We start from the raw sequence: 12,866 nt of genomic DNA on the forward strand, positions 1-12,866 counted from the left end.
TCATGACCGGGCCAGGCCCTGGGCCACGATGTCGATGCCCTCGTTGAGCAAGTGGTCGTCGATGGTGAGCGGGGGGAGGAAGCGGATGACGTTGCCGTGGCTGCCGCATGCCAGCAGGATCACGCCGTTCTCGTGCGCGAACCTCACCACGCGGGCGGTGAGGTCGGCATCGGGTGCGGTGGACGCAGGGTCGACGAGTTCGACGGCGATCATCGCCCCGCGCCCCCGGACCTCACCGATGCGCGGGTCGGCCTGGGCCAGCGCCGTCAGGCGTTCGGTGAGGATGGCGCCAATGCGCCGCGCACGCTCCAGCAGCCCGTCCTGTTCATAGGATTCGAGAGTGGCCAGGGCCGCCGCGCAGGCGATCGGGTTCCCGCCGTAGGTGCCGCCGAGCCCGCCGACCTGCGAGGCGTCCATGAGCTCGGCGCGTCCGGTCACCGCCGAAAGCGGCAGGCCCCCGGCGATGCCCTTGGCCATGGTGACCAGGTCCGGGGCGAAGCCCTCATGGTCGACGGCGAACCAGGATCCGGTGCGGGCGAAGCCCGACTGGATCTCGTCGGCGATGAACACGATGCCGTTGCTCGAGGTCCACTCATGAAGCGTGGCCAGGAAGCCCTCGGCGGGGACGATGAATCCGCCCTCGCCCTGGATCGGTTCGATGATGATGGCGGCCACTGACTGGGCGCCGAGCTGGTTCTCGATCTGCGCGATGGCCCGGCGTGCGGCCTCGGGTCCGGACAGCCCGCCGTCACGGTACGGGTAGGAGCCCTGGACGCGGTACACCTCGGGGGCGAACGGGCCGAACCCCTGCTTGTAGGGGGAGCTCTTCGCGGTGAGCGCCATGGTCAGGTTGGTGCGGCCGTGGAACGAATGCTCGAAGGCGACGACGGCCTGGCGGCCGGTCGCGTGCCGGGCGATCTTCACGGCATTCTCCACCGCCTCGGCGCCCGAGTTGAACAGTGCGGTCCGCTTGGGGAAGTCGCCGGGGACGAGGCGGTTGAGCTTGCGGGCCACCTCGATGTAGCCCTCGTACGGGACGACCGTGAAGGCGGTGTGTGTGAAGCGTTGGACCTGTTCGGTTACCGCGCGGACCACCCGCGGGTTGGCATTGCCCACGCCGGTGACCGCGATGCCCGAGCCCAGGTCGATGAAGGAATTGCCATCGACGTCGACCAGGACTCCGCCGCCGGCGGCCTCGGCGACGATCGGCAGCGTGTGGCCGACGGACCGGGCCACCTCCTGCTCCTTGACCGCGAGGATCTCGCTTGAGCGCGGACCGGGGATTGCGGTCACGATCCTGCGTTCCTGGGCGAGGTCCAGTCCGCCGACGACGGTGCTAGCGGTCATGGTGGCCGCCTCCTTTGGGGGGGGAGAGTTGGATGGTCCGGCGGGGGCCGGGCGGGGATGATGACAGGGGTCACATCCGGATAAGATATACCGTATACGTAAATCCGGTGACTGCCAAGAGCCGATACACTGGGAACTCCCGGGACCTGGAGATGACCATGAAGAAGATTGAGTTTGCCCGCGCGACGCTCGCCGATGCCGCCTATGCGCAGATCGCCGAAGGCATCCTGACGCGCGACCTGGATCCCGGAGCCCGGCTGCTCATGGACGATCTGGCCGCCCGGCTGGGCATCAGCCGCACGCCGGTGCGCGAGGCCCTGCACCGGCTGGAGATGGAACGCGTCATCGAGCCAAACGGGCGGCGGGGCTATTCGGTCCGGGAGCTGACCGACGCCGAGCTCGACAAGCAGTACGCGGCGCGCAACGCCATCGAACCCTTCGCCCTGGCGGAGGTTGCGCGTCGCGGCGGTGCCGCGGCACGGCTTGTGCGCACGACCTTCGAAGAGTTGTCACACGCCCCACAGACCACCGCCATGGAGGTGTTCCTGGTCAACAAGGAGATCCACCGGTGCACGGTGGAAGCCTTGGACAACGAATACCTGTTGAGTATGTTCGATGTCATCTGGCAGACGGCGATGGCCGCCAGCGTCTGGGCGGACATCCTGGAGAACGGCACGGCGGGGGACTTCGTCGAGCAGCACCGCCCCATCGCCGAGGCCGCCGAATCCGGCGACCCGGAGTTGGCCCGCCGCGTCGCCTTGGAGCACATCGTCGCCGGCCGCGGCCTGCACACCGCCCACCCCATGGCGCCCGTCGCCTGAATCAGGTTCGGGCGACGGGCCGCACGTCGGGAGGGTGGCTCTGGTCAGGCCGACAGGTCGATCATGACCGCCTTGGAGCGCGTGTAGGACAGCACGCTCTCGCGGCCGAGCTCTCGGCTGTTCCCCGACTTGCTGTAGCCGCCGAAGCTCTGGGCCGGGTCCAGCCGCCCGTGCGTGTTGACCCACACCGTACCGGCGTGCAGTGCCTTGCCCATGCGCAGGGCGCGGGAGACATCCCGGGTCCAGACGGCCGCGGCCAGGTCGTAGGCCGAGTCATTGGCGAGGGCCACCGCCTCCTCCTCGGTGCGGAACCGCAGCACGGTGAGCACCGGTCCGAACACCTCCTCGCGGGCGATCCGCATGTCGTTGTGGACCTCGGTGAAGATCGTCGGTTCGACGAAGTAGCCCGGACCATCCAGGGCGCGCCCGCCCACACGCAGGCGCGCCCCCTCGGCGCCGGCGATGTCGATGTACTCGCGGACCGAGGCGTACTGGGCCTTGGACACGAGCGGGCCCACCTCGGTCTCCGGGTTCAGCGGGTCGCCGATCCGCAGCGCGCCGGTGACCCGGGCGAGCTCGTCGACGAGCTCGTCGTAGACGTCCTCGTGGACGAACATGCGGGTCGGGGCCACGCAGATCTGGCCGGCGTTCTCCCACATCGCCTCGGCCGAACCGCGGGCCGCGGCCCGGACGTCGGCATCGGGGAACACGATGTTCGCGCTCTTGCCGCCCAACTCGACGTTGACCTTCTTCATGTGCCGGCTGCCTGCCTCCAGGATCGCCCGCCCCACGGGGGTGGAGCCGGTGAACGAGATCTTGGCGACGTCGGGATGGTCGACGATCGCCTGCCCCACCACCCGGCCCGAGCCCGGGATGACATTCAGCACCCCGGGCGGCAGGCCGACGCCGCGAGCGAGGTCGGTCAGCAGGAGCGTCGAGTAGCTGCTGACCTCCGCGGGCTTGAGCACCAGGGTGTTGCCGGCGGCCAGCGCCGGCCCGATCTTGTGCGAGGCCATCACCAGGGGGAAGTTCCACGGCGTGATCGCCCCGCACACGCCCAGCGGCTCGAGCTGCGTCATGCCGAAGTAGGGCTGGCGGACGGGATTGATCGACCCCTCCAGCTTCGTGGGCCACCCCCCGTAGTACCGGAAGACGGCGGCCACGCCGTCGACGTCGTCGCGGGCCTGGGCGATCGGCTTGCCCATGTCGAGGGTCTCCAGTTCGGCCAACTGTTCGCGGTGCGCCGTGACGGCGTCGGCCAGGTCGAAGAGGTACCGCGCGCGCGTCGCCGGACTGGCGGGGCCCCACGCTGGGGCGGACAGGGCCTTGGTGGCGGCGGCGACCGCGTCCTCCACGTCCCGGGTGCTGCCGGAGGCGATGGTGCCCAGTGTGCGCTCCGTCGTGGGGTCGATGGAGTCGAACGTCGTGCCGGTGCTGCCCTCGCGGTCCGTGTCGGAACCGATCCGCAGCCCCTGGGGGGCCTCGAGGAAGGCCTGTGTCGCGGCCGAAACCTTGCGCGAGCTGGCGGGGATCACTGCTTCGTGGGTCATGGATTTTCCTTCGTGCTGGCTGACGGACCGACGCGGCTCAGGCGTAGGTCAGGTGGACGGGCAGCGACTTGATGCCGTGGGTCAGGTTCGAGCGGAGGCGGTGGATCGGCCCGTCGATGGCGATGGTCTCCACCCGGGCCGCCAGCTCGCGGAAGACGACCTGCAACTCGAGCCGGGCCAGGCTGTTGCCCATGCAGATGTGCGGGCCGCCGCCGCCGAAGGCGACGTGCGGGTTCGGCTTGCGCCCGATGTCGAACGCGTACGGGTCATCGAACACGGTCTCGTCGCGGTTGGCCGAGGCGTACCAGATCAGCACCTTGTCCCCGGCCTTGATCGAGGTCTCTCCGATGGTGGTGTCCTTGAGCGCCGTGCGGCGGAAGTGGTGGATCGGGGTGGCCCAGCGCAGGACCTCCTCGACGGCCGTGCCGAGCAGCGACGGGTCGTCCTTGAGCCGGCGGAACTGCTCCGGGTGCTGGGCGAAGGCGAGCAGGCCGTGCGAGAGGGCCATGCGGGTGGTCTCGTTCCCGGCGACCACCAGCAGCGAGAAGAAGTTGTCCAGTTCCCGGGTGGTGAGCTTGCGGCCGTTGAGGGTGCCGGTCATGAGCAGCGAGAACACGTCATGGCCGAGGTTGTCGCGGCGCCGGTCGCGCAGTTTGTCGGCATATTCCCAGATGTCCCGTCCGGCCGGGCTGGAGAAGGGGTAGCCGCTGTTCTCCTTGACGTTCTGGGGGGAGGTGGCGGTGCGGGGGGCGTGGTCCGGGTCGCTGCCGGCGATCATCTCGTCGCCAAGGGACTTCAGGTAGGCCCGGTCCTCGACCGGGACCCCGAGCAGTTCGCCGAGCACGACCATCGGCACGACGGCGGCGACGTCCGCCACGAAGTCGAACCGGGGCCGCGAGAAGGCCTCACCGAGCGTCTTCTCGACGAGCTCCTCCACGAAGCCGACCCATTCCTTGTGAACACTGCCGGGAGTGAAGCGCGGGGAGAGCAGGCGACGCATCGCCGTGTGCAGGGGCGCATCGGTGTCGATCAGGGTCTGCCGGGCCAGCAGGTCCGCCGGTTCGATGTCCTCACGGGTCGTTCCGCCGATCTCGGACGAGAACTCCTGGAAGTTTCGGGTCACGGCCACTACATCCGTGTAGCGCGTGACCGACCAGTAGCCGGGTCCGTCCTCCTCCTCGATCCAGCGAACCGGGTCTTCGCGCCGGGCGGCGTCGAAGTACGCGTAGGGCACGCCGTCCTCGAACGCGAGGTCCGAGAGCGCCTGGTGGGTGTAGACGTTGGTTGGGGTCATGGTTCCGCCTCCTGGTGCGCGCCGATCGGGCCGGCGAGATGTCGATAACTAAGGGGTATCCAGGCCGATCCCGGGCATGATCACCACAGTTGCGGATACCGTATACCGTATNGTTGGCGATGAACTCCTTCAGGAGGGCCTGCTGGGCCAGGTCGTCGGCGACGGTGTCCTCGGGGTGCCACTGGATGGCGTGGATCCAGAAGTCGGCGCCGGCCAGCTCGAGCGCCTCCACCGTGCCGTCTTCGGCCCACCCGGTGGCCACGAGTCCGTCGCCGAGATTCTTGACCGCCTGGTGGTGATAGCAGGAGACGCGGGGGTTATGGGCGATCGCGGGCACCAGCGAGCTGGCCGCGTCGAGGCGAATGGTGTGGATCTGGTTCATGTGGGGGGAGGCCAGATGCTGTTCCAGGTCCCCGCCCAGTGCGACATTGAGCAGCTGCATGCCGCGGCACACGGCGAGGGTGGGCACCTTGTTCGCGAGGACGTAGTTGATCACGGCGAGGTCGAAGGCGTCCTGCACATCGTCGCCGGCGTCGGCGTCGGGATGGCGGTCCTGGCCGAAGCGCCAGGACGCGATGTCGCCGCCACCGGGCATGAGCACCGCGTCGGCGAAGCGCAACCGGTCGGCCACGTACTCGGCGAGCTCCGCGTCCGTGCTGCCCTGCTCGACGACCGGCAGGATCGTCAACGGCTCCCCGCCGGCGTCGTAGACGCCCCGGATCAGGGCATGGGCGTTGACCAGCGCCTTGTATCGCAAGACCGAGGCGCTTGCGGAGAATCGCCCCGGAATGGCGATGAGTGGCCTGCGGTGTTGTGTCTGCATGGGTGTTGCCTTGTCTGTTGCTCGAAGGGGTGTCGGTGCCGCTGGGTGGGTCGCAGCGGCGGGGAGTCTCAGGCGGGCTGCAACACGCCGGCCAGGAACCAGTCAAGCAGTTCCCGCGTGTTTTCGTGGGCGTGGTGTTCCTGATCCGCCCAAGCCTGGCGCAAGGCCTCCTTGCCCTGTTCCCCGTCGAGCTCGTGACCTCCGATCCGGAGCCATTCCTCCAGCAGCTCGGCGGTGACCTCGGGGTGGAACTGCAGCCCGATGGATCGACCCGACCGGAAGACCTGGGGGGCGATCGGGGTGCTGGCCAGCACCTCGACGTCCTCCGGCAGCTCCACCTTGTCGCTGTGCCAGGAGAACCAGGGGCCAGGGGGGACCGGGCAGGTGTACCCCGTTTCGAACGTCACCAGGCCGACCTCCATGCGCTCCGAGCGGACGGTCCGCCCGCCGAGGCTCTCGGCGAGCAGTTGCGCGCCGAAGCAGATGCCCAGGTAGGGGATCCCCTGTCGGTGGATGGCCGCGATGTAGGCGATTTCGGCATCGATCCAGTCCTCCGCCACGTCGTACACGTGGCTGAACGAGCCGAACGCGATGACCGCGTCGATGTCCTCGGGTGACGGGAAGTCCACATCGACGCGCGGGGTTCCGTCCGGGTCCGCGCCGAACATCTGGTGGGTCTGGACGGCGTACCCCTCCTCCTGGAGCACCTGGCCGACGATGCCCGTGTCGGTCGACGACGTTTGTTCGTGGGTGATCAGAAGCACGGTTTTCAACGAGATGGTCCTGTCTTTCGGCTAGAGGATGTCGTGGTAGCGGTTGAACTCCCAGTCGGTCACATGGGCGGCGAAGGCGGCGAGTTCGGTCTGCTGCATGGCCGTGTAGGTGTCAACGAAGATCCCCCCGAAGGCCTCCTTGTTGAACGGGCTGTTGGCGAAGTTCTGCACGGACTCGTTCAGCGACGAGGCGATGCGGCGCAGCGTCGGGTCCGCGTGCGGGTCGCCCGCGGACATCGCCTGCAGCGGCAGCTCGTTCCGCAACCCGTCCAGGCCGGCCTGCAGGTAGCCTTGCGTGACCAGGTAGGGGTTGGCGTCGGCGGCCGCCCAGCGGACCTCGAGTCGCGTGCCCGGGCCCGCATCCGTGACACAGCGGACGCCGACCATCCGGTTGTCCAGGCCCCAGCAGACCTGCGTCGGCGAGAACGAGTAGTCCACGATGCGCTTGTAGTCGTTGATGGTCGGCATGGCGATCGCCTGCAGGTCCAGCTGGTGGGCCACCAGTCCGCTCAGGTAGCGGCGCATGATGTCGGAGTGGATGGGCTCGTCGCTGTCCTTGGCGGCGAAGACATTGTTGCCGTCAAGATCGCACAGGCTCTGGTGGATGTGCAGGCCGCTGCCGGCGCCGCCGTTGATCGGCTTGGCCATGAAGGTGGCGTTGTAGCCGTGCTGGCGCGCGACCTGGCGCACAACGTGGCGGAAGAGGATGGTGTTGTCCAGCATCGTCATCGTGTCGCCGTACTTCAGGTTGATCTCGATCTGCGACTGGCCGTACTCCACGTTGCTGGCCTCGACCGTGATCCCGGAGGCGGTCAGGGCCGCCCGGATGGCGCCGATGACCGGCTCCAGCTCGTCGGCGCGGTCCAGGGAGTAGCAGTAGGTCTTGTCCGAGATGGGCTGCCAATCGCGGGTGAAGAGGTGGAACTCCAGTTCCGTGGCCAGGCTCACGCGGTAGCCCAGCTCTTCGAATTCGCGCAGGGTGCGCTTGACCATGCCGCGGGCGTCCATGGCGATCGGTTCGTGGGTCTTGGGGTCCTCCATGTCGCACATGACCGTTGCCAGGCCCTCGGTCCATCCGGCGATGCGGAAGGTGGGAAGATCGGGGACGGCGTGCATGTCGGGGAATTGGCTGTCCATCTGCGCCCAGGGCGTCGGGTGGATATCGCTCCGCATGTCCCAGGAAAACGCCACCTGGGCGATGGAGAAGCCCGCACCGGTCAGGAACTGCTCGATCGGCAACATCTTGCCGCGAGGCAGGCCCCACGTGTCCGTGAAGAAGCATTCCATGGTGTGAATCCCGTTGGCCTGGGCGATCCTGGCGCAGTCCTCCAGGGTCGCTGGCGCTGTCAACGAGCTGGTTCCCATGATTCCTCGATTCCGTACTAGATATTAGATATTTGATAAGTGTAATCTAGCTCATACCGCGGCGCAATGAAGCGCTCCCAGCGAACCCACCGGAGGAACACTTGAAGGCAGTACTGGTACCAGAGCCCCACGCGCCACTCGAGATCGTGGAGCGTGAGATCCTCGTGCCCCGCACGCCGGGCGAGGAAGTGATCAAGGTCCTCACGTGCGGCGTGTGTCATTCGGATCTGCACGTCGCCGATGGTGACTTCGGCGGCCCCTACCCCGTGGTCCTGGGCCACGAAGTGGTGGGGGAGCATGAGGAACTGGGCCGTGTGCTGCTCTACGCGCCGTGGGGTTGCGGTCGCGAGGACTGCCGCCAATGCTCGGCCGGGCTGGAGATGATCTGCCCCAATGGCCGGGAGGCGGGCGTCGTCTCGGACGGGGGATACAGCGAATACATGCGGGTGCCCAAGCGTGAGTACCTCATCCCCATCGGGGACATGGATCCCGCGACCACCGCGCCGCTTGCCTGCGGCGGGCTGACAGCATTCCGTGCGGTCAAGCGCGCCTTGCCGCATCTGCAGGGGAGGAACTCCCGGGCGATCGTCATCGGCGCCGGCGGCCTGGGGCAGTTCGCCATCCAGTTCCTCAAGGCCCTGGCCACGGTGGAACTCACCGTCGTGGACACGTCGGCCGAGAAATTGCGGGTCGCCCGGGACCTGGGCGCCGATGCGACCGGCAGCATCGACGAGCTCCACGGAAAGTACGACGTGGTGATCGACTTCGTGGGCGCGGACGCGACCATGGCCGCTGCCGCGGCGAACATCGACCGGCAGGGCATCATCGTCGTCGTCGGGCTGTGGGGTGGGCGGATTCCATTCGGCGTGGGCGTCCTGCCCAGCGAAACGGTCCTCACCACCAGCATTTGGGGAAGCCTGGCGGATCTGCGTGAGCTCCTGGAGTTCGCGCGGAATCACCCGCTGCAGCACAGCGTTGAAACGCTCCCGCTCAGTGCGGCGCAGCAGGCACACGACCGCCTCCGGGCGGGCACCATCACGGGGCGCGCCGTCCTCGTCGTCGACCAAGACGACTGAACCGCCGGTTCCGGCGCGCCCTCCCCACCCATGCAACAGCCATGAACACAAGGAAGTGGATCAAGCAATGACTCGTAGAGAAACCTCAACGGTGACGTCCCCGGACGTCGGGGCCACGCGGCAAAACCTGCTGCACCGCAACTCGATCGGTGTGCCGGGCATCGTGTTCTTCGTCGTGGCCGCCGCCGCCCCCATCGCCGGCATGACGGGCCTGGTGCCGAGCGCCATCGTCATGGGCAACGGCGCCGGGGCGCCCGGGGCCTTCCTCATCGCCGGCATCATGCTGCTGTTCTTCGCGGTGGGATACGCCGCCATGAGCCACCACGTCACGAACGCGGGGGCCTTCTTCGCCTTCGTGGGCCGTGGATTGGGTGCGCCGTGGGGTGTCGCCTCGGCGTTCGTGTCCGTGTTGTCGTACTGCCTGGTGCAGACCGCCATCTACGGATTCCTGGGGGCAACCGTGGCGAGCAAGATGGCGTCGCTCGGGGTGGACCTGCCCTGGTGGGTCTGGTGCCTGATCTGCATCGCCGTTGTGCAGGTCTTCGGCATTCTCAACGTCGACCTGGGCGCCAAGGTGCTCGGCGTGCTGCTCGTGGTGGAACTCTCCTCGATGATCGTCACCGGCCTGGCCGTGGTGTTCCACGGCGGTGGACCCGACGGCATGGACTTCGGCGCCTCCTTCGGCCTGGGCAACATCTTCCAGGGTGCCCCCGGCATCGCCTTCGCCTTCGCCTTCGCGGGGTTCATCGGCTTTGAAGCCACGGCCATCTACGGCGAGGAATGCCGCGACCCCAAGCGGACGGTTCCCCGCGCCACCTACACCGCCGTCATCATCATCACGCTGATCTTCGCGCTGACGTCTTTCGCCATCATCTCCGGCGCCGGCTCGAAGGACATCGTGAACACGACGATCAAGCTGACCACACTGGCGGGCACGCCGCTCGCCGACCCGGCCCAGCTGCTGTTCACCGTGGCTGGGCAGTATGTGGGCCCGTGGATGCCGGAACTGATGAGCTGGCTGTTGATCACGAGCATGTTCGCCGGTGTGCTGGCGTTCCACAATTCCGCCACCCGCTACTTCTACGCCATGGGCCGCTCGGGCCTGCTGCCGGCCGCGCTGGGCACCACGGGTCGATTCAACACCCCGGCGCGCGCCTCGGTGCTGCAGACAGCCATCGGAACCATCACCATCGTCGTCTTCGCCATCACCGGCCTTGATCCCGTGGTGACGCTGTTCTACTGGTTCGCCATCACCGCGATTCTCGGACTGACCTTCATCCAGGGCCTGGTGTGCCTGTCCGTGATCCGCTTCTTCCGGCGGACCCGCGCGGACACCAGGATCTGGAACACGTTGATCGCCCCGCTGCTGGGTCTGGTCTCCATCATCGTCGCGGAATACCTGCTGCTGGCGCGGTTCGGGCTCATCAGCGGCACGGCCGGCGCCGACGGGCGGGCGTGGGAGATGAACGCCACCGGGTGGTGCCTGGCGGCGCTACCGTTCGTGGTGTTCCTCGCAGCCCTGGCCTACGGGTTCATGCTGGAGCGCAAGAAGTCCGACGACGAGGTCCTCAGGGACTTCGTGTCCTGATCCGGCGTCCTGATCCGGCATTGCCCAAGGGCCGCCCGACGTCCGTCGGGTGGCCCCTGTGCGGTTGGACCGTCGCCGGCCGGGCCCTGTGCGATTGGACCGTCGCCGGCCGGTCCCTGGCAAGTCCCGGCGCTGTCACTTACCCTGCGCTGCCACTACAATATTACTTATCACATATCAAAATTGGATTCGCGAGGCGACGATCATGAGAACAGGGACGGCATCGGGGCTTGCCCCCAAGACCGGTCTCAAGGCTGCGATGCATTACGTTGAGACCATGGCACCTGATGCGATTCCCCCGGCACGCGCCGCGATCCGAGCCCGCAAGAACCTCCGCGAGGAAGTCGCCGAGAACCTGCGGAACAGAATTCTGACGGGTGAGATCAAACCCGGGATCCGGATCGACCTGGTGGCCGTGGCAGAAGAGATGGGCGTCAGCCAGCTTCCGGTCCGCGAGGCCCTCATCGCCCTCGAAAGCGAGGGGCTGGTCAAGTCGTACCCGCGTCGCGGCCATTACGTCCAGTCACTTCAACCCGAAGACATCCTGGACCACTATGAGATCTTCGGCAAGGTCTCCGGAGTGGCGGCCGCGCGGGCTGCCAAGGCGCTGACCGAGGAGCAACTCCACCAGCTTGAGGCGATCAACGAGGCCATGCGTGCCACGAAGGACGCCGGCGAGCAGGAGGAGCGCAACTTCCAGTTTCACAAGCTCATCAATGGAGCGGGCAGTTCCCACCGGTTGATGTCGGTGTTGCGGATGCTCTCCAAGAGCATGTCGCTGCGCTTTAGCGAGGCCATCCCCGGGTGGGACGAGAAGGCGGCCAATGAACACGACGAGATCCTCAAGGCCCTGAGGGCCGGCGACGCCGAAGCGGCTCGCGTTGCCATGGAAAACCACTTGTCGGTCAACGGTGTGCGGGCGGTCGAAGCCTTGCAGGGCATGCACTTCTTCAGCGAAGAGTGATGGCGACGCCGGCCGGCGATGGCGGGCGTCAGTAGGAGCGGGGAAGCCCCAGCACCTTGGTGCCGATGAACGCCTTGATCATGTTGTTGTTCACCGGGGCCACCTGGAACATGCGCGTCTCGCGGAACTTGCGTTCAATGTCGTACTGGTCCACGAAGCCGTAGCCTCCGTGCGTGTTCAGGGCCGCGTTGGCGGCGTCCCAGCTGGCCTCGGAGGCCAGGTGTTTGGCCATATTGGCCTCCGCGCCGCACGGGAGGCCCGCGTCGAAGAGCCGGGCTGCCTCGAAGCGCATCATGTCCGCGGCGCGCACCTTCATGTAGGCATCGACGATGGGGAACTGGACGCCCTGGTTGGAGCCGATCTTGCGACCGAAGACCTCGCGGGTGTTTGCGTAGTCGGTGGAGCGCTGGGTGAACCAGTAGCCGTCGCCCACCGCCTCGGCCGCGAGCAGGATCCGCTCGGCGTTCCAGCCGTCGATGACGTAACGGAAGCCGTTGTCGATCTCGCCGATGACGGCGGAGGCGGGCACGCGCATGCCGTGGTAGTGGATCTGGTTAGTGGCGTAGTTGAACATGGTGCGCACCTTGACGACCTCAAGCGTCTCGGGCTGGTGGGTGCGCACCTGGCGCAGATCCACCAGGAAAAGTGTCAGGCCGCGCGTCTTATCGGCGCCCTTCGGTGCGGTGCGGGCCAGGACGAAGGCGAGGTCCGATTCGTCGATACGGCTGGTCCAGCTCTTGTGCCCGGTGATGATGAAGTCGTCCCCGTCGCGTACGGCGGCGGTTTCGATGCTCGTGGTGTCGGAGCCGGCCTTGTCCTCCGTGATGGAGAAGGCCTGAAGCCGCAGCCGCCCGGCGGCGATCTCGGGCAGGTAGGCGTCCTTCTGCGCCTCGTTGCCATGCCGGAGCAGCGCGCCCATCGTGTACATCTGCGCGTGGCAGGCGGCGGAATGACCGCCCGAGCGATTGATCTCCTCCATGATGACGCTGGCCTCCGTCAGGCCGTAACCCAGTCCGCCGTATTCCAGCGGGATCAGGGCCGCCAGCAGTCCGGAGCGGGTCAGCGTGTCCACGAATTCCTGCGGATAGCTGCGTTCCTGGTCCGAGGCGCGCCAGTACTCGTCGGGGAACTCGCGGCAGAGCTCGCGAACGGTGTGGCGAAGGGTGTCCAGGCTCGGCTTCACGGGGGCGGTCACTGCTGCTGACTGGATGGTCATGGAGGTCTCCTGATACTGGCCGGATCATGACCGGCCGACGGTCTCATTG

At 67.3% G+C, this 12,866-nt stretch carries 10 protein-coding genes and 1 pseudogene; 4 read left to right on the forward strand and 7 right to left on the reverse strand.

The features are described 5' to 3' along the window. Nucleotides 1-1,347, reverse strand: coding sequence for a 4-aminobutyrate--2-oxoglutarate transaminase (gene gabT / locus EJC77_RS08345; protein WP_125611531.1), 1,347 nt, complete (start codon nucleotides 1,345-1,347; stop codon nucleotides 1-3). Between the two features lie 158 nt (nucleotides 1,348-1,505). On the opposite strand from gabT, the gene EJC77_RS08350 reads away from it, so the two are divergent. Next, on the forward strand, nucleotides 1,506-2,168 hold the full coding sequence (locus EJC77_RS08350) for a GntR family transcriptional regulator (protein ID WP_164520357.1): 663 nt from the start codon (nucleotides 1,506-1,508) through the stop codon (nucleotides 2,166-2,168). A gap of 44 nt (nucleotides 2,169-2,212) precedes the next feature. Here the strand turns inward: EJC77_RS08350 and EJC77_RS08355 are convergent, their stop codons facing one another. From EJC77_RS08355 to EJC77_RS08375, 5 genes and pseudogenes are all read right to left on the reverse strand, one after another. Further along, nucleotides 2,213-3,718, reverse strand: coding sequence for an aldehyde dehydrogenase family protein (locus EJC77_RS08355; RefSeq protein WP_125611535.1), 1,506 nt, complete (start codon nucleotides 3,716-3,718; stop codon nucleotides 2,213-2,215). Nucleotides 3,719-3,755: 37 nt separating this feature from the next. Further along, on the reverse strand, nucleotides 3,756-5,012 hold the full coding sequence (locus EJC77_RS21000; RefSeq protein ID WP_125611537.1) for a cytochrome P450: 1,257 nt from the start codon (nucleotides 5,010-5,012) through the stop codon (nucleotides 3,756-3,758). 172 nt (nucleotides 5,013-5,184) lie between these two features. Continuing rightward, nucleotides 5,185-5,835, reverse strand: a pseudogene (locus EJC77_RS21680) (gamma-glutamyl-gamma-aminobutyrate hydrolase family protein); the annotation flags it as partial. Nucleotides 5,836-5,903: 68 nt separating this feature from the next. Beyond that, nucleotides 5,904-6,599: a type 1 glutamine amidotransferase gene (locus EJC77_RS08370; protein WP_240629989.1), complete on the reverse strand. Its 696-nt coding sequence runs from the start codon at nucleotides 6,597-6,599 to the stop codon at nucleotides 5,904-5,906. Nucleotides 6,600-6,629: 30 nt separating this feature from the next. Continuing rightward, on the reverse strand, nucleotides 6,630-7,973 hold the full coding sequence (locus EJC77_RS08375) for a glutamine synthetase family protein (RefSeq protein ID WP_125611543.1): 1,344 nt from the start codon (nucleotides 7,971-7,973) through the stop codon (nucleotides 6,630-6,632). Between the two features lie 101 nt (nucleotides 7,974-8,074). Here EJC77_RS08375 and EJC77_RS08380 point away from each other — a divergent pair, with 101 nt between their 5' ends. From EJC77_RS08380 to EJC77_RS08390, 3 genes are all read left to right on the forward strand, one after another. Continuing rightward, the gene (locus EJC77_RS08380) at nucleotides 8,075-9,049 is read left to right on the forward strand and encodes an alcohol dehydrogenase catalytic domain-containing protein (protein WP_125611545.1); all 975 of its coding nucleotides are present in this window, start codon (nucleotides 8,075-8,077) and stop codon (nucleotides 9,047-9,049) included. Nucleotides 9,050-9,116: 67 nt separating this feature from the next. Further along, nucleotides 9,117-10,637: an APC family permease gene (locus EJC77_RS08385; protein ID WP_125611547.1), complete on the forward strand. Its 1,521-nt coding sequence runs from the start codon at nucleotides 9,117-9,119 to the stop codon at nucleotides 10,635-10,637. A gap of 205 nt (nucleotides 10,638-10,842) precedes the next feature. Next, on the forward strand, nucleotides 10,843-11,601 hold the full coding sequence (locus EJC77_RS08390) for a GntR family transcriptional regulator (protein WP_125611549.1): 759 nt from the start codon (nucleotides 10,843-10,845) through the stop codon (nucleotides 11,599-11,601). Nucleotides 11,602-11,629: 28 nt separating this feature from the next. Here EJC77_RS08390 and EJC77_RS08395 read toward each other — a convergent pair whose 3' ends face one another. Continuing rightward, entirely contained in the window at nucleotides 11,630-12,817 is a 1,188-nt protein-coding gene (locus EJC77_RS08395; RefSeq protein ID WP_125611551.1) for an acyl-CoA dehydrogenase family protein, read from the reverse strand. Nucleotides 12,818-12,866 lie beyond the last annotated feature (49 nt).

It is taken from the genome of Specibacter cremeus (assembly GCF_003946885.1).
GTDB classification, from domain to species: domain Bacteria; phylum Actinomycetota; class Actinomycetes; order Actinomycetales; family Micrococcaceae; genus Specibacter; species Specibacter cremeus.